The following is an 18,688-nucleotide window of genomic DNA, read 5'->3' on the forward strand; positions in this document are numbered from 1 at the left end:
TTCATATTCTCCATAATTGAATCAAAGTATAATTTTTGATATCTGGTAACTACGCAGTAAAAAATACATACCTGGTAATACCAAAAGAGTTAAAACAACGGCAGAAATCATTCCACCCACCATTGGTGCGGCAATCCGACTCATCACTTCCGATCCAGTACCAGTACCGAAAAAGATGGGAAGCAGACCTGCCACGATGGCAGTCGCTGTCATAACAACAGGACGCAAGCGCATAACAGCCCCATGTAATACACTTTCTACTAACATTTCTCTATCAGGCTGCCTGGATTCCTTACGACAGTCTTTAAGCATTTTTCCATAGGACTGATTAAGATAGACCAGCATAATTACTCCGATCTCGACGGCTATGCCCGCTAGCGCGATAAATCCTACGCCTACTGCAACCGAAAAATTAAAACCATATAAATACATCAGCCAAAGTCCGCCACTGAATGCTAAGGGCAGAGTCCCCATGATTAGAGCGACTTCTGCAAAACTTCGAAAATGGATATACAGTAGGATGAGAATTATGCCGAGAGTAATCGGAATTACGTAAGTCAACCTTTCCTTAGCTCGTTGCATATATTCGTATTGACCAGACCAACTAATCGAATAGCCAGGAGGAAGTTGTATCTGCTCGTTTACGGCCTGTTGGGCAGCCGCGACATAAGTACCTACATCAATGTCCCGAATATCAACAAAGGACCAACCATTTAACCGTGCATTTTCACTCTTGATACCCGGAGGCCCGTCTTCAATATACACTTCAGCCACATCTGCCAGTGCAATTCGGTGGCCACTTGCCGTTATAAGAGGCAACATTGAGATCGCATGAACTGAATCACGATAGGCCTGCGGATATCGCAGTCTAATAGGATAACGCTCAAGACCTTCAACTGACTCACTAATATTCATGCCTCCTATCGCAGTCGTAATAATTTGTTGAATGTCGGCAATATTTAGCCCATGTCGTGCCGCTTGATCCCGCTGTATATCAACCTTTACGTATCGCCCACCGGCCACCCTCTCTGAATACACTGACGTAGTACCTGGCACGTTCTGTAATATTCGTTCTAGATCTCTGCCTACACCCTCAATTACAGATAGCTCAGGCCCGGCAATCTTGATTCCAACCGGTGTTTTTATGCCTGTCGCCAACATGTCGATCCTGGTTTTTATTGGCATAACAAAAGCGTTGGTAAGCCCCGGAATTGAAATGAGAGAATTCAACTCTTGAATTAGCGAATCAGTCGTCACTCCTTCTCGCCATTCATCTTTCGGCTTTAGTTGTATGAAAGTTTCAATCATTGTCAGTGGTGCAGGATCAGTAGCACTTTCAGCACGACCCATCTTGCCAAACACAGTCTCTACTTCTGGAAGCGTCTTTATCAGTCTATCTGTTTGTTGCAACAGCTCGCGTGCCTTGCCGATGGATATTCCGGCGTACGTCGTAGGCATATACATAAGGTCGCCCTCATCGAGCGGCGGAATAAATTCACTACCTATGCGTGTGACAGGCCAAAAGCCAACAACAGTCACAACTACTGCCAACAGCAGTGTTGTTTTAGGAAAGCGCAGTACCGATTTGATAAGGGGACGATAGCCGGCCCGCAGAACCCGGTTAAGCGGATTTTTGTCCTCATGCATAACATGACCACGAATAAAGTAGCCCATAAGTACCGGCACTACAGTTATAGCAATAAATGCTGAAGCTGCCATGGCATAAGTCTTAGTATATGCGAGCGGAGAAAACATCCTGCCTTCCTGTGCTTCCAATGCAAAGACCGGTAGAAAGCTCATGGTTATAATAAGAAGGCTAAAGAACAGCGCGGGGCCAACTTCTACAGCTGATGTCGCGACTATCTCCCATCTGTTTTCGTCCGTTAACGGCGTTTTCTCCATATGTTTGTGCATGTTCTCAATCATCACGATCGCACCATCAATCATGACGCCAATGGCAATGGCTATACCGCCTAACGACATGATATTGGCGTTAATTCCCTGCCAATACATAATCGTAAACGCTGCCAAGATACCTACCGGTAGACTGAATATGGCGACAAGTGAAGAGCGGAAATGGAAAAGAAACACAATACAAACTAGTGCTACCACCAAAATCTCTTCCAGAAGTTTTTCTATTAAATTTTCAATGGATCTATCAATGAGATCGGACCTGTCATATACCGTCACAATCTCTACACCCGGGGGAAGCCCTTGCTTCAATTGATCCAGTTTGACTTTGACGGCGTCAATCACGTTCGCCGCATTCTCACCAAAGCGCATGACTATGATGCCGCCGACGACTTCACCTTCACCATTAAGATCTGCTATGCCGCGCCGCATTTGCGGCCCGAGATTAATGTCCGCGATATCTTTGAGCAATATGGGTGTGCCGTTCTGATTCATGCCTAATGGAATGCTTTTTAAATCGTCTATCGAGGACAGGTACCCATCGGCAAGTACCATGTACTCTGCTTCCGCCATCTCTACCACGGAGGCCCCAGATTCCTGATTGCCCTGCCTAATAGCCATTTGAATATGGCTCAGCGGGATACCGAATGCTCTAAGCCTCTCAGGATCAACCTGAATTTGATATTGCTTGACCATTCCTCCTATAGAGGAGACTTCAGACACGCCTGAAACTGTTTGTAGCTCATATTTAAGAAACCAGTCCTGAAGACTCCGTAATTGACCAAGATCCTGCTGTCCGGTTCGATCAACCAGTGCGTATAGATACACCCACCCGACGCCGGTTGCATCCGGACCGAGCTGCGGTCTTGCTGAGGGAGGGAGGTCACCGGAAACCTGATTCAAATATTCCAGCACACGACTGCGCGCCCAATATAGGTCGGTATCATCGTCAAAGATGATGTAAACGAATGAGTCTCCAAAGAACGAGTATCCTCGTACCGTTACAGCACCTGGAACAGATAACATGGCAGTGGTTAACGGATAAGTAACTTGGTCTTCGACAACTTGGGGCGCTTGACCGGGATAAGAGGTCTTGATAATTACTTGCACGTCAGACAAATCCGGCAAAGCATCAACTGGAGTTTGCTGCAATGCATAGCCACCAACAGCCATTAGGATGGCCGTGCTCAACAATACGAAAAAACGATTGTTAATAGACCAACGAATTATCCCTTCGATCATTCCTGTCCCCTAACTATTGATCCAAGTCCAACTCTGCAAATTCCAGAATGACTACTCTGTTTCCAGTCAGACGATTCATTTGAAATCGGTATTTTTGTCCTGACTCTAGAATGGATACATCAACTTCTTCATCTAATTCAAAGCTCATGGTCATCGCTGGCCACTCCCATTCAGGCACAGGGTCATGAGTAATCGATATCATTCGCTCCAAGGTCATAAGATGCTCAATGGTTCCTTGACTCCATACAATTTCACCTGAATTGCCAATGGCTGGCATGGTATTTGCGTCAGCAACTATTTGCGTGCCCCCCGCATCGTCAATTTCGAATTGATGGTCAGGTGACATACGCAGAAAATCTGACGTAATACTAGATTCAGAATCCAATAAGAAATGTGCTGATGTTACGACAAGATCACCGTCTTCCAGGCCGTTTAGAATCTCAACCTTTGAGTCCCCGAGCCTGCCTAGTGAGACTTCAACTGATTTGAATTGACCATCGCCCATCGCTAGAACTACCCGGTTCTGAGTACCGGTTCTTATGACTGCTTCATGCGGCACTTGTAAGGCTTGCTCTCCCTCCTCACTATGCTCAATTGTTACCTGGGCGAACATATTGGGCTTTAATTCTAATCCTGGATTTCTGAATCGAAGGCGCACCTGGACTGTTCTAGTTTGCTCATTCAACGTGGGGTAGACAAAATCTACTACTCCTTGCCAATCTCTACCCGGCAGATAATCCAGGCTCATGTTGACCGAATCGCCTATGGATACCAAAGAAGCCTGACGTTCGAATACTTCGGCGATTACCCACACCTCATCTAACACACCAATGGAAAGGATCTGATTACCTGGTTGAACGAATTGGCCTTCGCGAACATTGAGATTGGTCACAAATCCTCCTTGAGGCGCGGAGATCGTAACGTTCCGAAAGATTCTTTGCCGATCCTTAACTTCATCTATCAGAGACTGGGGTACTAAAAGTGCCAGTAATCGCTCTTCGGCAGATATCACAAATCGTTGATTGCTCATATCCATTGCAAGCAATAACTCTTCCTGAGCATTGACCAATGTAGGGGAATAAAGTGAATATAAGGGCTGACCTTCCTCAATGAACTCCCCTTCCGCTTTTACAAACAGCTGGTCTATCCAACCCTCTACTCGAGGATGCATGTTTATCAGCCTGTCCTCATCGAACTGAACATAGCCAACTGTTCGAATCGCACTTTCGAAAGGACCAACTTCAACTAATCCCGTTCTAACGCCCAAGTTGTTTTCTACAACTGATGATACAGAAACAACTCCAGGCCCCATGCCAGCGGATTGATCACCTTCGTAAACAGGAACGAGCTCCATTCCCATTGGTGATACACCCGGCCCATCTCTACGATAAGTTGGATCCATGGGTGAAACCCAATATAGCGGTTCTGTTACTTGAACCTGTTCACCATCGCGAGTCGTGGCCAAAGCTAAGAAGTAACCCAACACCAACCCAAATACTCCGACGACAACTATAAGGATCAATATCTTTTTTTTTCATCTCGTCTCCTTAAAGCGCAGATGTAGTGAGCAGGTAATCCAGTTGGGAAATGATTTTTGATCGCTCCACTTCGATTTGAAGTAATTCTATTTTGGCATTGAGTTCTGCTATATAGGCACGCATTACTTCTTCAAAGTCTCCCTCGTCTGCTGTGTAAGAAGACAAGGTTGCTTGAGTCAAATCAGATAGTTGCGATAATAGGGTATCGTTAAAAAGTGCTCTGCGCTCATCCAACACCACAAGCTGAGCCATTGCTTGCTGGTAATTCGCAAACAGATCTTTTATCAAGAGCATCCTTTCGGTTTGCCTCGCGGAAGCCCGGTATTGACTTGCCCGTAATCGCGGCTTCTGTCGCTTCTCAGTAAATAGAGGCAAGTCAAAACTCACATCAAGAGAAATGAAATCTGCCCTTTCGATGCCTCCTGGCGCGTTACCCCTATAACCGTAATTGACCCCTACACTGTATGAAGGTTTAAAACTTTGTTCTGTGATTTCAATTTGTGTTTGGGCAATTTCAATTTTTTTGTCCTGCGCCCTGACTTTCGGATGGTTCAGAAAATATTCAGAAGCCTGTGCAAGGCCTGACAATTCTGTCGAAGGCGGCGGTCGCTGCTGCAGTTCGGGTGACAAAGGCAAGGACAAATATTCATAAGGCAACCACTCAGCAAGTCGCTGCTTACTCCGGTCCTGAAGTTGTCGCAACATAGCCAACCTGTCATCCAACCTCACCAGTTCCACTTCAGCTCGCACCAAATCCTGTTGCCTGGCAAGCCCAGCTGCCGACGTATATCTCGCATTCGTAATATCTACCAACTGTTCAAATAATACTCTGTCGTTATTAATCAGAGTAATTGACTGCTCTGCTAGATACCCATCCAACCAGAGACGTGAAACTTCTAATGAAACCGCTGCTTTTCGGTCATCACGTTGAAACGGATTGACCTCACTTTGCTGCAAAACTCGACGCCGCTGTAGCTTGAGAGAATCGCCTCTCGGAAACGATTGACTAACACCTACGCGGAACTGTGTCATCGGCTCCTGATTAAAGTTCAGCGTATCCAGTGGCATATTCGGCAGCCCGACCATCATTTTGGGATCTGGCAATTCTCCTGACGCTATCGCTTGTTCAAGTAATGCGTTCTCTTCCTGTTGACTAACAATAAGCCAATCATCCCCCTCAATAGCTAGATCGATTGCATATTCAAGGGTGAGATTTTGCAATTCTTGGGAGCTAACGGGCAAGGCAACAACAAGTAACAACAACGAAAAAGCAGAAATCTGCCCAAGTCTCAGTAAACTCGATTCCATATTTTTCAATACAACTTTCCCTTCATTTAGAACTGAATAGACGCTTTTAAACGCCACCACCTTATGCCCCTACAGACGAACAATTGTCCGCACACAGCTTCTTTTCAACATGAAATAGTATGACTGGCGCAGGCTCAGCTATTTGATTCAACTATTTATGACTCGTTACCCAGTAGCTTAGAAGTATAGGGTCGCACGACTTTCCCCAGGATTACGTGAGGATTACATCTTCGTAATGATCGTGTAATCTTTCTGCTAGTATGTGATTGCTAGAATTTGCCAAACTTAGTTTGACTGACCACATCTACCGGAGATAATCAAACATTGAAAATTCTTGTAGTCGAAGATGAGGCCAAGACTGGCAACTATCTCAAACAGGGATTAACGGAATCGGGTTTTAGTGTCGACCTGGCTAGAACCGGCCTTGATGGACACCACTTAGCAAGGACAGGATCATATGATCTGGTGATACTCGACGTTATGCTGCCAGACATTGACGGCTGGAAGATTGTGAGCTCGATAAGAGAAGCCGAAGATAATACTCCCGTTTTATTTCTTACCGCGAAGGATAGCGTTGAGGATAGAGTTAAGGGCCTTGAGCTTGGTGCCGACGATTATCTGGTAAAGCCGTTTGCCTTCGCTGAGCTACTAGCGCGTGTCCGGACACTACTTAGGCGTCCTGCTGTTCAGCACTCTGAAAATAAGTTGCAGATCTCTGATCTTGTACTGAATTTGCCAAAACGGCGTGTTACACGTTCTGGGAAACTAATCCAGTTGACTAACAAGGAATTTTCTTTGCTAGAATTGCTGGTGAGAAGGCAGGGTGAAGTGTTGCCCCGCTCTCTTATTGCCTCACAAGTGTGGGACATGAACTTTGACAGCGACACGAATGTTATCGATGTCGCTATTCGCCGATTACGTTCTAAAATTGACGATCCCTTTAAGTCAAAATTGATTCACACTGTCCGTGGAATGGGCTATACGATAGAGGATCTTAGCGAAATTTCTGATGATTAATGGTCGTCCCGCATCTCTGGTTCTCCGAGTCACAGTACTGGTGGGTATTGCGACCATTGGTAGCCTATTAGCCCTCGGAATCTTTGTGCAACGCTCAATTGCACTCCACTTTGTTGAACTGGAAACTGAAGAGCTCCGGGTGATATCCGAATCGGTGCAATCTACTTTGAATTCGTCAACGGCGAACAAAGGTGCTTCTGAATTGGCAATCGATCTGGAAGGGGCAGTGTCTGGTCACCACGGGGTCTATTTTCTGGTTGCCGACGACAAAAATTCCCTAGTCTATGCAACGCCAGGTCCGGATTTGATATCTATTGCAAATTCAGTTGATACTGTTGAGTCGATAGAACGCAACGTTCTGCACGACTGGACTGAAGGTGGAAGTGCTTATAGCGGTGCAGTCTTGAAGGTTCCAGTAGCAGACTACAACCTCGTTCAGGGAGTCTCCCAGGAGTTTACCATTGTAGTGGCGGCATTGATGGATGAACATTTTAGATTTTTGGAGGGCTTTAATAAAACACTCTGGAGTATCATTACAAGCGTTAGCCTTTTTGCGATTCTTGCTGCCTGGATCGCGGCACGACAAGCCCATGCGCCGCTCCACGCGCTTAGCGCCAAAATCAGCACGATTAGTTCTGATAAGTTACATCTTCGACTGGAGCCCAGCAAAGTGCCTATAGAACTAGCAGAGCTAGTAGATTCATTTAACAAAATGATAGTCAAAATGGAAGATGTCTTCGAAAGGCTGTCGAATTTTTCAGCGGACATAGCGCATGAATTTCGCACTCCTATAACCAATATTATTACTCAAACAGAAGTATCACTTGGTAAAGCACGTGATGTCACTGAGTATCGAGAAATTCTATACTCTAATCTGGAAGAATATGAACGTATGGCCAAAATGGTCAGTGATATGCTCTTCCTGGCACAAACAGATAACGGGCTAATTAAGCCTACTTTTAACTATCTGAGCATAAGAGATGTGATTGAAGGGATATTCGAATACTACGAGGCATGGTCAGAAGAGCAAGACGTGACACTCAAACTTAGTGGACATTGCCCTGAAATATTCGGCGATGATTCGATGCTGAGAAGAGCACTGTCTAACTTAGTTTCAAATGCAATTGATCATACAAATCAGGGTCAATCCGTGGAAGTTAGCCTGAGTTCAACCAATAACTCAGCCCTGATTACTATTAAAAATTTTGGAAAGGAGATAAAGACCGAGCAACTGCCGAAAATATTTGATCGCTTTTATCAGGCAGATCCTTCACGGCAAAGGCAAGGAGCAGGCCTTGGTTTAGCAATCGTCAAGTCGATAATCGAAATTCATAGTGGCAGTATCACTGTCACTTCCGATAAAGGTATGACCAGCTTCGCAATAGAGCTACCCAAAAACGCCTAATTTCATAACTTAACGAAACATTCTGACTCCGCTATAAACCTCTACAAAAATATGCGTAAGCAGTGTTTCATCTCCCACCAAGACTGATCAAGAGCCATCCTAAATTCCGAATCGATTTCTCGGGCGAGTTACCTACTAAATCTATATCCTGTTAACTATCGCCTGCCAGATTATAAGATTACAAAAATGTAATGCAAGGGTCATGGGAACGTCAGGGATAGGCCTTTAAACTTACGCCTATTCTTTGTCAATTGTAGTAATAAGGCAGCAATTCCACTAATTTTTAGTCGGAGTTGAGACGGGTTTCTTTCTCCATGAGTCGCAGTATTCCACCTTCAGTACCACTTCAGAGTGTCGGCCGACGCCGGTTTGTTTCCGCCCTAGCCACGGGTAGCGCCATGCTTGGTGCAGGCCCCGCCTTAACCGCGGCTAGTTCGATTTTACCTAGCAGTGCGCCAGAGCTTTCCGGCACAGAGTTTAATCTTATAGTTGCCCAGACACCGGTAAACTTTAACGGAAAACCCCGAACCGCCACTACCATTAACGGTTCAATTCCCGCTCCCACACTTCGATGGCGAGAGGGAGACACTGTTACTATTCACGTTACCAACCACCTTCGTGAAAGAACTTCAATACATTGGCACGGCCTGATATTGCCTTTTAACATGGACGGTGTACCCGGAATCAGTTTTAAAGGAATCGATCCTGGAGAGACATTTACGTACAAATTTAAAGTTCAACAGAGCGGCACTTACTGGTATCACTCACACTCCGGCGCGCAGGAAATGGCCGGCATGTATGGAGCAATTATAATAACGCCGATTGGCGGTGAATCCATTCAAGCGGATCGCGACTATATAGTGCAGTTATCAGACTGGACCAATGAAATCCCCGAACGTGTATTTGAGAAACTTAAAACGCAGAGTGACTATTACAATTTTACTCAACCAACCTTGCTAGATTTGTTTTCTGACGTAACAAATGACGGGCTAGGTGCCGCACTAGACAAGCGTCGCATGTGGAACGAAATGCGCATGAACCCAACCGATCTTTCAGACCTGTCTGCGTATACGCTAACCTTCCTGATGAATGGAAAAACTCAAGCAGGAAATTGGAGCGAACTCTTTACTCCCGGAGAGAGAGTTCGGCTGCGTTTCATAAATGCAGGCAGCAATACAATATTCGATGTGCGTATTCCCCATCTGCCAATGACTGTTGTTCAATCTGATGGGCTGAATGTCGAGCCCGTCACCGTCGATGAATTCCGATTTGGCTCGGGCGAAACCTATGATGTTATCGTCGAGCCCACAAAAACCGCCTACACAATTTTTGCTGAATCCATTGAACGCACCGGTTTCGTTCGGGGCACATTGAGCAGTAAGCCGGGGCTAACGGCTGACATACCAGCAGTAAGTGAACCCGTGTGGCTGACCATGGAAGATATGATGGGAGCCATGAATCATTCTATGGTGACTGGAATGAGTGACGGTGAGATGGCTATGAACCACGACGATCACAGCACTCCCAATAATGGGACAGTCATGAAACAAAGCAGTCCCACTGATATTTTGATCAAACCCTCCAAACAAGTCAGGCACGCGAGTACCGAGTATAGTGCCAGCACCGATATGCTGGTAGATACCCCCAGAACAAATCTTGATGACCCGGGGGTAGGGCTTCGCGATAATGGTCGGCGCGTTCTTACGCTTGCTGATCTAAAAACCATAGGTGGTCCTATGGATTCTCGTGGACCTGATCGGGAAATTGAGCTGCACCTTACCGGCAATATGGAACGCTATTCCTGGTCGATTGATGGTGTGGAGTATGGGAAATCAACCCCCATCCATTTTAAACATGGTGAACGGCTAAGGGTCATTTTGCACAACGACACGATGATGACACACCCAATGCACCTACATGGCATGTGGAGCGAATTAGAAAACGATGAGGGTGAATTTCTAGTAAGAAAACATACAATTTTAGTGCAACCGGCGCAACGAATCAGTTTCTTAGTGACAGCGGACGCGCTCGGGCGATGGGCATGGCATTGTCATTTGCTGTTTCATATGGATGCAGGCATGTTTCGCCAGGTGATAGTGACGTGATTGTCAGCCTGAAAGCTATCCCTCGCTACGCTCTAACATTCTGCACTGTTTTAGGACTGACCTCATATGCTGAATTGGCATCGGGGCAAGTGGCCGATGACCACGCGGATCATTCTCAGCATATCATCGAGCCTGTATTGGAAGAAATCCATGCAGATCATTCCGAGAGTAGCGATGGCATCTTGGCGGATACAATCCAGGCGGAGAATGTTCACACCACCCAACAACAAGTCATGGACCATGATGAGTCAGCCATGCAAGTTGACACGGCTGTTGCCCGAAGTCCACATGCGTATTCTGGTGGGTATACTCGAGAGCAAGGCCTGTATGCGTTGCCGGTGGAGGATCAAACCAGTCTGATGGATGAAGAAACCTTCAGTAGACTAATTGTTAATCGTCTAGAGCACCTTAATCAGGAAGGTTCCGATGGTACAAGATACGATGTCCAAGCCTGGTTCGGCAAAACCTACAGCCGGTTTGTCCTCAAGGCGGAAGGCGAGTATACGGATGGTTCGCTAGAGGACAGCCGGACGGAATTGCTCTGGTCTCGCGCTACATCCAAATTCTGGGATACACAGCTAGGAATACGAGTCGATAATGGTGATGGCCCCACAAGACGCTGGTTAGCCGCCGGTGTGCAAGGCCTGGCTCCCTATTGGTTTGACATCCACGCAACCGCATTCGTCGGGGAAAATGGAAGGACCGCTATCGGTTTCGAAGCGGAATACGAAGGAAGAATCACGCAGCGGCTAACGCTGAAGCCGCGGGTAGATGTCAACGCCTATGGCAAGGATGATCCGGAACGAGGTATCGGTAGTGGCCTTTCTGACATCACTTTTGGGTTGAGAATGCAGTATCAATTCACCCGTCAGTTTGTACCTTATATAGGTGTCGAAAGAATTCAAAGATTTGGCGAGACCGCCGATTTGCTTCCCGCAAAATTCGATGACACCGACACACGTTGGGTCGCTGGGTTGAGGTTTTGGTTCTAGGCTGCTCGACCAGTTTAGAACCGTCATAAACATACATTCTGTTATATGAATCATTTAAAACAAGGGAAACTGAATGAACTGCAATAGTTGTATCCTGTCAGTAACTATATGGGCTCTTCTTTTCATTCCCAATGCGTTCGGGCAAACCGATGAGGTTGATAAGATCCGCTCACTGCTTGAACAAGTAGCTGCATTCACGCAGGCTGGAAACCTATCTCCCCTAGACGAGATTTACGCTCCTGGCCGTGGTGTACACATTATCGAAGGTGCTGGAGTGAACCATGGATGGGATGAGTATCGCGATCACCATCTAAAACCAGAATTACAGGCATTTAACAATCTCCAATACCGCTTTTTTGCCATCGAACCACAGGTAAGAGGAGATATTGCCTTTTCTGCATTTCGATATGAATTGAGCGCGGTAACCGAAAGTAGCCGTATCGAAATCGAGGGGCGTGGTACGGCAATCCTTGAGAAAAGCGGTGAGGGTTGGAAAATTGTACACATGCACACGTCAGGCCGGCCAAAGAGCTGAGTCGATCATATTAGTGAGCAAGGTAAAGGAGATTTTCCTTTAGCCCCTCAGCCGTTTTTATCAGCTCTTTCCTCTGTAATACTGAATGAGGCAGAACATGCTAAAAATGAGAAAAAGCGCGCCGCAATTCCAGTTACGTACGATTGTGATTGACACTACCTGGCTGGACAGTTCGAGTGCGAACGTGACATAGCTACCCAACCCATTAGACGATAGAAACTGTTACTTTTTATTGGTTGCCGAGTAGCGGTCCTTAAACTTGACGAAAGAGCCGATTCCATGACTAAAACTGAACACAGATTAGGCGTCTCCGAAGTATACCTTGTCGTGAGACATCTGAAACTTGAACAGCCTGACAATGAGAAATTAGAACAGGCAGTTCAGGAGATCGACCAATTGTTTGGCTTGGATTCAGTCTCCATTGACGCAAAATCGCAGGTTATCAATCTTGCTTATGATGCAACGAGGATATCTATTGATTCAGTGGAAGAGATACTCGACCGTTATGGCTTAGAAATTGGTCACGGGTGGTGGACTCATTTCAAGGAAAGATACTATCGTGTTACCGACGAAAACATTAAAGATAACGCCAATTCCGAACCCTGGAGCTGCCATAAGGATATACCAAAAAAGTAGTTGTTCAGTGGAAACTTGAGGACAGGCTCCGGATACTCGGTAGACATTTGTATTTGTGAGCACCTTGCTAATAGGTTCTTTGCAAGCTGCAGATGAACACCGAAACAAAAACTCAGATTTTGCTCGTGATGCGCAAGGTTCCAAGATGATGGTTCATGAACATATGTAAGAGATGCAAGCCTTAATGAATAAGATTCAGAACGAGGATAACGCTAACCGGCGACAAGAATTAGTGCTGGAGCACATGCAAAGGATGATGCAAGGCATGCGAGTAATGGAGCAGGACGAGGCGGCAATAGAAAGTACTGAACAGGAGAAGCAAAGTTCGGTAGCCATGCCAATGAACGAGAGAATGCGGATGATGAGGTCTCAAATGATAGAACATCTCAGTCATAGGCTGGAAGAATAAACATTCCAAACTTTAACTTTGTGACAACTACATACTGGCTGCAGCCTGCAGGCTGCTTTCAAATTGTAGCGAGCCAAAGGTTCACGCTTGTAACTTTCGCAATGGGTATGTTCCTTTTACCGATAAAACGTAGATTTTCCGTAATTCATTATTCGACAAGAGCTCACAGATGCGACTAACAATCGGGATACTGCTAATACTAATTGGTGTATTTGGACTATTTGACGGCATCCATACCCAAATCACTACCCCTGGTTTAGGTATAGTCTTTATTGTCATTGGGCTGATAGTTTGTTCTTACAATAGAAAAGGTAGGTATTGAAAAATTAACGTGCGAATTTGGGAAAAGCGTAGATTAATATCCTATATCGCCAGCGCCCTCCCCAAGACGCTAATGCACGCAGCCGAAATAACTCACTTTTTTGCGGATATCAAATGTAGTCCTAGATTGAAGAATTTCGAACGTATTGAATACTTTCAGGAGGGAACCAATGGTGCTTGTAAATTTTCGCTTTAGTGATAGGGCGAATTGTTGCTGAACGGGCTTTAACTTTTTGGGTACTTCTAAATTAGTTTGCAACTTGGGTGCCGAAGACCTAGCCAAGTCATCAAGCACGCGCTTGCGGCGTCGTATATGAACGGAGTTATGAGTAAAGTAAACATGCTTTCAGATTCAGTAGTCACGTTGAAAAAACCCAACTTGGACCTTTCCGAATCCGTCAGAGAGGCCTTAGTCGAATCCTACGAAAATCTAAAAGAGTTTGAACTTTGGCCTGAACCTAATCCCTCAATTGAAAATGTACGAAGTCATATGGAGCTGGCTATTAGTAATTTTGAGAATCACGTGAATGAGTATCGTTTTTTCATAGTTAGGAACTGTGATTTAAAACTTGTAGGAACCATTGGCCTGATTATACGAAATCCAAAGATTCCTTACTTAGAGTTTGGGTATTGGATTCGAAGCTCAGAGAGTAGAAAGGGGTATATATCAGCATCCGTAAAGCTGCTCGAAGAATATGCCATTGATGTACTTAAAGTGCGTAGATTGGAAATTAGAATGGCGGAGTCAAATTTGGCCAGTAAGCGTGTCGCTGAAAGAGCGGGATACAAATTTGAAGCAAAGATACACTTTGATCGGATGCTACCTGATGGAAGAATCGCAAACTCGTTAGTGTATTCAAAGTTGTATCCACATCAAGCGACCGTGGCGTAAATGAGATTGACAAGTTGTCAAGCTAATTCCGCGGCTTTCTCAGCTTAGCTTGTTAATTTGTCAATAGCCAAAAGTGCAATCGCAGCCTTGCGCCTCACCATTTTGCTTCTAGTAAGGCGCGTTTATTTGGCTTGTCCTTCCAGTAGTCCGCATCTTCGGGGGGAAGCTTAACCTCTACTATGTTTCGCCATGAACTGCATAGTTTTTTATTGAGTGAAAGGAATTCTGACTGATTGTCAGGGAGTTCGTCAGCGGCATAAATTGCATCAACCGGGCATTCGGGTTCACACAATGCACAGTCGATGCATTCATCGGGATTGATAACGAGCATGTTCGGACCCTCGTAAAAGCAGTCTACAGGGCAGACTTCTACACAGTCAGTATATTTGCACCTGATGCAGTTCTCTCCGACGACAAAGGTCATACCGTGTACTCGAAACTAAGCCCAATGCAGGCCATCTTGATGTGTTAGGAATAGATTAAACAGCACTATCGTGAAATTGTAAAAGGGAGTCACCATGCACAATCATTCCGCACACGATCGTAGTGAACAATACAAGGAAAACACTCTGAGCCTCTGGGGCGCTGTGTCCATGGGCACGGGCGTAATGATAGGCGCCGGAATTTTCGCGTTAACAGGGCAAGTGGCGGAGCTTGCGAGGGATTGGTTTCCTCTTGCTTTTCTTGTAGCAGCGATCATTTCCGGATTCTCCGCTTACAGCTACGTAAAAATGGCGAATGCATGGCCTTCCGCCGGAGGTATTGCCATGTTTCTGGAAAAATCTTATGGAAGAGGAACTGTGACCGCAGTCTGTGCATTGTTGATGTACTTTTCGATGGTAATCAATGAAAGTCTGGTAGCCCGTACCTTCGCCACGTATAGCATGCAGTTATTTGGAGCAGAATCTCAGGGATGGCTACTTCCATTGCTTGCTGTCTCTGTCCTGGTTTTTGCTTTTGTAGTCAACATCCTAGGAAATCGATTCATCCAGTCTTTTTCCTTTTTCATGGCCTTTATCAAGATTGGTGGCTTGGCATTTCTTGCCGTTGGAGGTTTGTGGGCATCCGGCGTGAACTTCGAGGTAATTGCCTCACCCCGTGAAGAGACAACGATTTCGGGTTTTCTGGGAGCGGTGGCACTGGGAATTTTGGCATACAAGGGATTTACCACCATCACTAACAGTGGCTCGGAGATTAAAAATCCACATAAGAATGTGGGTCGCGCTATTGTCTTTTCGCTCGGAATTTGTGTTGTCGTCTATATGCTTGTTGCATTTGCCGTGGCTGGTAATCTTTCTGTAGATGAAATTGTAGCTGCGAGGGACTATTCGCTGGCCGAAGCTTCCCGGCCCGCCTATGGTGACTTGGGACTTCGTGTTACCGTCATTTTCGCCATTGTGGCGACGGTGTCCGGTGTCATAGCGAGCGTGTTTGCAGTTTCCCGTATGCTCGCCATGCTGACTGATATGAAACTCGTCCCTCACAGTCACTTTGGTATGCCAGGAAGTATTCAGAAACATACTTTAGTTTACACTTTAGTTCTCGCAATATTGCTCTCGGTTTTTTTCGACTTGAGCCGTATTGCTTCACTAGGTGCAATATTTTATATATTGATGGATATAGCAATTCATTGGGGGATTCTTCACTACGTTCGCAATGAAATTGGCGCCAACGCTGCGATACTGGTTACTGCGATCGTGCTGGACATAGTGGTATTGATTGCATTTCTTTGGGTCAAAGTGCAATCTGATGTGCTGGTCATCTACGCTTCTATAGCGGGCCTAGTTCTAATTCTAGCGGGCGAACGGTGGTTTCTTTCCAAGGAAAAAACCAACAAAGGTTGAATTGATATTATGCGAAAAGAGAAAACCTCTCATGAATGCTGAAGTGAATCTAATTGCTGTGAGCAAGCTGCTTTCTACACTATACATATCGACATTCCTTCTGCATTTCGTATGGGAAATGTGGCAAGTTCCGTTCTACTTCGAAATGGCCAATCTGGGTCATTGGGAGGCGGTATTGATTTGTACCAAAGCAACTATTGCCGATGGATTAGTAGCACTATCAGCGTACGTATTCGCCGCCATTATCTCAGAAGGCGGTCTATTCTGGTTAGTTGACAAAAAAGTGGAGCCTTTGCTTGCATTCCTAGTTGGCGGATTATTTCTAACCGTCGTCTTAGAGCTACTTTCAACTAAGCTTCTTGATCGCTGGCAGTATAGTGAATTTATGCCGCTTATACCCTATCTAGATGTTGGCATACTTCCACTTCTGCAATGGCTGATCTTACCACCAATAACGCTGTGGTTAGCTTCTGTTTTTATGAAAGGATTACTTGGCGCCCAGCTCCCCTACTGCCAATAAATCATGAAGGCTTCAGCTCAATCATGCAAGCCTTGCTTGTGTTGAATGCTTCTTCGTGCTGAACATACCTATAACGGCAATCATTCTTCTATAATTTCGACTCGATTCTATTAATCTGAATCTATGCAATGAAAGCCCTATCGCTATGAGATTGCCACTGGAATTTGCTCCTGAAAAAGCATCACCGTAATAGCCCTTAGTTTTGCTTAAAGTGATGTTTTTCCCATCTATCAATCCCACTGATTATGCTCGACGGACAGTGGCGCTCTTTCGATTCCAGATGTAAAAACATCCCTAATAGTTGTGGAATCGCGCGCATTTCACAACCGGGTGTTGCTAGTGTTGATGCGAGAACAAAGGAAATTCCAAGATGTGCGAAAAAATATCCAAGCCATAGAATGATAGGGATTCCTAGTATTGGTGATTTTCGTGTGTCCACCACGAGATAGTTGATTAATGCCAAAGTCCCAAAAGCAAATAGACTGACTAGCAAAGGAAATTACTTTCAATTACGTGAATATCCGATATTTACTACATAGTTGAATACGCAAATAGCAACCAAAATCATTAGGCTCATTGCAGGCAGCTGTCCGATCGGGTCGGCTACATAAAGTAGTGTATCTCTGACAATTTCATTCACTCCGTAGAGACAAAATATTCCCAACAACAACCGAAAAATACGCCCAATTGGTCCAGGCTTTTCAAGTGAGCCTGATTCTACGAAGTCTAATGACATGATCGTACCTCCTTCTAAAACATCTTGAATTAGAACGAATTACAGAGTCTGTTCTCCTGAATTGGTGGACAGGGAGTGTTACCAAAGGAACAAAAGACGCAGCAGTCCCCTGTTTTGGGGGTTAGGATTGTACCGCAACTGGGGCAGCTGTAAAAATAGATACAGGCATCCGTGGGCATAGTTACTGTTTGCTCGGAGCCACAATTGGGGCACCCGATTGTCGAATTCAGTTTTACGTCTGGCATATGAATTCTCTGCCTTACTCAGATTGACCTCTACAAATCCAGAGGATTCGCAGATAAGATACAACCTGCAGTTACTACAGATGCAAGACATTTATGAGGGCTATTCAAGAATGAGCACGATTACAATCGGCGGTCTTTCAGAAAAAACCGGTGTGAACATTGAAACCATTCGCTATTACGAAAGAGAGGGGATCATTCCGATTCCTAAAAGGAACGGGGGTGGCAGAAGGATCTACACAGAAGATGACGTCCGCAGATTGAATTTCATCCACAAATGCAGGGATCTTGGCTTTTCACTGAAAGAAATCGACAGTTTGCTTAGCCTCGTTGATTCCGGGAAATATACCTGCAAAGAAGTACATGAACTGACTGTTCACCATGCAGAGCAAGTGTCAGAGAAAATGGCCAATCTCAAGAAGATGAAAAAGGTTCTAACAGAAATGGCGGGTCAATGTAGTAAAGGAAATGTGCCCGATTGCCCAATTATAGATAGCCTATTCGACCAATAGTCCTTGCAAAACAGAGACAAGACTTTCTGATTCTATCATGCCGACTAGCCGGGTAATTTCTTTTCCTTCCGCGTCTAATACCAACAGTGTCGGCATACCAACAACCCTAAAATGACTGCTCGCCTCGATTCCAACGTCTGTGTCTATTTTTAAGACCAGATAGTCATCCAGAATCGCTTGCACCTCTGGATTACTGAAAGTTGTTTCTTCCAGTGCTTTACAGGCGATACACCATTCAGCATAGAACTCTAGAAAAAGGAGTTTTTGCTGACTGTTTGCCTCAATCAATGCGGATGCAACCGGTTCTGGTATTTTACCGGCGGTCGTGGGAGTGCGTTCTTGATCGCTGGGTAGTGTATCTAGCCCGGGTGTATAACCAAGATTAGTAATAGCCTCGTACATGTCGTCAAGCGCAACAAGCGTCGAGTCATAGCTAACCGTGAAGGCATCCCTGTCGAGAAATACTTCAACATCATCAGCTTCTATCCCGGCGAGCTCTGACAGAGCCGCTACCACACTATCT

General features: G+C 45.4%; 18 protein-coding genes. 11 read left to right on the top strand and 7 right to left on the bottom strand.

Going from position 1 to position 18,688, the window contains the following annotated elements; genetic code table 11:
- Positions 1 to 21 precede the first annotated feature (21 nt).
- The 3 genes from R3F50_03050 to R3F50_03060 form a co-directional block, all read right to left on the bottom strand.
- A complete protein-coding gene (locus R3F50_03050) occupies positions 22 to 3,153 on the bottom strand; it encodes a CusA/CzcA family heavy metal efflux RND transporter (GenBank protein ID MEZ5489277.1) in 3,132 nt (1,043 codons plus the stop codon).
- A gap of 13 nt (positions 3,154 to 3,166) precedes the next feature.
- Positions 3,167 to 4,555 (bottom strand): efflux RND transporter periplasmic adaptor subunit, encoded by a 1,389-nt coding sequence (locus tag R3F50_03055; protein ID MEZ5489278.1) that lies wholly within the window; start codon positions 4,553 to 4,555, stop codon positions 3,167 to 3,169.
- A 145-nt stretch (positions 4,556 to 4,700) separates the two neighbouring features.
- Positions 4,701 to 6,059 (bottom strand): TolC family protein, encoded by a 1,359-nt coding sequence (locus tag R3F50_03060; protein MEZ5489279.1) that lies wholly within the window; start codon positions 6,057 to 6,059, stop codon positions 4,701 to 4,703.
- A 264-nt stretch (positions 6,060 to 6,323) separates the two neighbouring features.
- Here R3F50_03060 and R3F50_03065 point away from each other — a divergent pair, with 264 nt between their 5' ends.
- From R3F50_03065 to R3F50_03100, 8 genes are all read left to right on the top strand, one after another.
- On the top strand, positions 6,324 to 7,016 hold the full coding sequence (locus tag R3F50_03065) for a heavy metal response regulator transcription factor (GenBank protein MEZ5489280.1): 693 nt from the start codon (positions 6,324 to 6,326) through the stop codon (positions 7,014 to 7,016).
- Positions 7,009 to 8,421, top strand: a complete 1,413-nt coding sequence (locus R3F50_03070; protein MEZ5489281.1) for a Cu(+)/Ag(+) sensor histidine kinase — start codon at positions 7,009 to 7,011, stop codon at positions 8,419 to 8,421. Before R3F50_03065 ends, R3F50_03070 begins: the two co-directional genes overlap by 8 nt.
- A gap of 314 nt (positions 8,422 to 8,735) precedes the next feature.
- On the top strand, positions 8,736 to 10,526 hold the full coding sequence (locus R3F50_03075; protein MEZ5489282.1) for a copper resistance system multicopper oxidase: 1,791 nt from the start codon (positions 8,736 to 8,738) through the stop codon (positions 10,524 to 10,526).
- Positions 10,523 to 11,518 (top strand): copper resistance protein B, encoded by a 996-nt coding sequence (locus R3F50_03080; protein MEZ5489283.1) that lies wholly within the window; start codon positions 10,523 to 10,525, stop codon positions 11,516 to 11,518. Before R3F50_03075 ends, R3F50_03080 begins: the two co-directional genes overlap by 4 nt.
- A gap of 73 nt (positions 11,519 to 11,591) precedes the next feature.
- A complete protein-coding gene (locus R3F50_03085) occupies positions 11,592 to 12,053 on the top strand; it encodes a nuclear transport factor 2 family protein (GenBank protein MEZ5489284.1) in 462 nt (153 codons plus the stop codon).
- A gap of 279 nt (positions 12,054 to 12,332) precedes the next feature.
- Positions 12,333 to 12,689: a cation transporter gene (locus R3F50_03090; protein ID MEZ5489285.1), complete on the top strand. Its 357-nt coding sequence runs from the start codon at positions 12,333 to 12,335 to the stop codon at positions 12,687 to 12,689.
- Positions 12,690 to 12,873: 184 nt separating this feature from the next.
- Positions 12,874 to 13,098, top strand: a complete 225-nt coding sequence (locus R3F50_03095; protein MEZ5489286.1) for a hypothetical protein — start codon at positions 12,874 to 12,876, stop codon at positions 13,096 to 13,098.
- 646 nt (positions 13,099 to 13,744) lie between these two features.
- On the top strand, positions 13,745 to 14,311 hold the full coding sequence (locus R3F50_03100; protein MEZ5489287.1) for a GNAT family N-acetyltransferase: 567 nt from the start codon (positions 13,745 to 13,747) through the stop codon (positions 14,309 to 14,311).
- 94 nt (positions 14,312 to 14,405) lie between these two features.
- Here the strand turns inward: R3F50_03100 and R3F50_03105 are convergent, their stop codons facing one another.
- Complete coding sequence (locus tag R3F50_03105) at positions 14,406 to 14,735, bottom strand: ferredoxin family protein (GenBank protein ID MEZ5489288.1); 330 nt, start codon at positions 14,733 to 14,735, stop codon at positions 14,406 to 14,408.
- A gap of 94 nt (positions 14,736 to 14,829) precedes the next feature.
- Here R3F50_03105 and R3F50_03110 point away from each other — a divergent pair, with 94 nt between their 5' ends.
- Together R3F50_03110 and R3F50_03115 are read left to right on the top strand one after the other, a co-directional pair.
- The gene (locus tag R3F50_03110) at positions 14,830 to 16,155 is read left to right on the top strand and encodes an APC family permease (GenBank protein MEZ5489289.1); all 1,326 of its coding nucleotides are present in this window, start codon (positions 14,830 to 14,832) and stop codon (positions 16,153 to 16,155) included.
- A 31-nt stretch (positions 16,156 to 16,186) separates the two neighbouring features.
- Positions 16,187 to 16,675: a hypothetical protein gene (locus tag R3F50_03115; GenBank protein MEZ5489290.1), complete on the top strand. Its 489-nt coding sequence runs from the start codon at positions 16,187 to 16,189 to the stop codon at positions 16,673 to 16,675.
- 505 nt (positions 16,676 to 17,180) lie between these two features.
- Here R3F50_03115 and R3F50_03120 read toward each other — a convergent pair.
- Both R3F50_03120 and R3F50_03125 read right to left on the bottom strand, forming a co-directional pair.
- Positions 17,181 to 17,411 (bottom strand): hypothetical protein, encoded by a 231-nt coding sequence (locus tag R3F50_03120; protein ID MEZ5489291.1) that lies wholly within the window; start codon positions 17,409 to 17,411, stop codon positions 17,181 to 17,183.
- Between the two features lie 29 nt (positions 17,412 to 17,440).
- Positions 17,441 to 17,656 (bottom strand): GDCCVxC domain-containing (seleno)protein, encoded by a 216-nt coding sequence (locus R3F50_03125; protein MEZ5489292.1) that lies wholly within the window; start codon positions 17,654 to 17,656, stop codon positions 17,441 to 17,443.
- Positions 17,657 to 17,766: 110 nt separating this feature from the next.
- Here R3F50_03125 and R3F50_03130 point away from each other — a divergent pair, with 110 nt between their 5' ends.
- Positions 17,767 to 18,165 (top strand): helix-turn-helix domain-containing protein, encoded by a 399-nt coding sequence (locus tag R3F50_03130; GenBank protein MEZ5489293.1) that lies wholly within the window; start codon positions 17,767 to 17,769, stop codon positions 18,163 to 18,165.
- On the opposite strand, the gene R3F50_03135 is transcribed toward R3F50_03130, so the two are convergent.
- On the bottom strand, positions 18,151 to 18,681 hold the full coding sequence (locus R3F50_03135; GenBank protein ID MEZ5489294.1) for a thioredoxin family protein: 531 nt from the start codon (positions 18,679 to 18,681) through the stop codon (positions 18,151 to 18,153). The genes R3F50_03130 and R3F50_03135 overlap by 15 nt on opposite strands.
- Positions 18,682 to 18,688: the final 7 nt, after the last annotated feature.

The organism is Gammaproteobacteria bacterium, from assembly GCA_041395725.1.
Lineage (GTDB): Bacteria > Pseudomonadota > Gammaproteobacteria > Pseudomonadales > Pseudohongiellaceae > NORP240.

Excerpts from the sequence above, each read along its gene's own strand:
- R3F50_03115 (MEZ5489290.1), top strand. The coding sequence starts at position 16,187 with ATGAATGCTGAAGTGAATCTAATTGCTGTGAGCAAGCTGCTTTCTACA.
- R3F50_03090 (MEZ5489285.1), top strand. The coding sequence starts at position 12,333 with ATGACTAAAACTGAACACAGATTAGGCGTCTCCGAAGTATACCTTGTC.
- R3F50_03095 (MEZ5489286.1), top strand. The coding sequence starts at position 12,874 with ATGAATAAGATTCAGAACGAGGATAACGCTAACCGGCGACAAGAATTA.
- R3F50_03125 (MEZ5489292.1), bottom strand. The coding sequence starts at position 17,656 with ATGCCAGACGTAAAACTGAATTCGACAATCGGGTGCCCCAATTGTGGC.
- R3F50_03050 (MEZ5489277.1), bottom strand. The coding sequence starts at position 3,153 with ATGATCGAAGGGATAATTCGTTGGTCTATTAACAATCGTTTTTTCGTA.
- R3F50_03055 (MEZ5489278.1), bottom strand. The coding sequence starts at position 4,555 with ATGGATCCAACTTATCGTAGAGATGGGCCGGGTGTATCACCAATGGGA.
- R3F50_03085 (MEZ5489284.1), top strand. The coding sequence starts at position 11,592 with ATGAACTGCAATAGTTGTATCCTGTCAGTAACTATATGGGCTCTTCTT.
- R3F50_03075 (MEZ5489282.1), top strand. The coding sequence starts at position 8,736 with ATGAGTCGCAGTATTCCACCTTCAGTACCACTTCAGAGTGTCGGCCGA.
- R3F50_03130 (MEZ5489293.1), top strand. The coding sequence starts at position 17,767 with ATGAGCACGATTACAATCGGCGGTCTTTCAGAAAAAACCGGTGTGAAC.
- R3F50_03100 (MEZ5489287.1), top strand. The coding sequence starts at position 13,745 with ATGAGTAAAGTAAACATGCTTTCAGATTCAGTAGTCACGTTGAAAAAA.
- R3F50_03070 (MEZ5489281.1), top strand. The coding sequence starts at position 7,009 with ATGATTAATGGTCGTCCCGCATCTCTGGTTCTCCGAGTCACAGTACTG.
- R3F50_03110 (MEZ5489289.1), top strand. The coding sequence starts at position 14,830 with ATGCACAATCATTCCGCACACGATCGTAGTGAACAATACAAGGAAAAC.
- R3F50_03120 (MEZ5489291.1), bottom strand. The coding sequence starts at position 17,411 with ATGTCATTAGACTTCGTAGAATCAGGCTCACTTGAAAAGCCTGGACCA.
- R3F50_03105 (MEZ5489288.1), bottom strand. The coding sequence starts at position 14,735 with ATGACCTTTGTCGTCGGAGAGAACTGCATCAGGTGCAAATATACTGAC.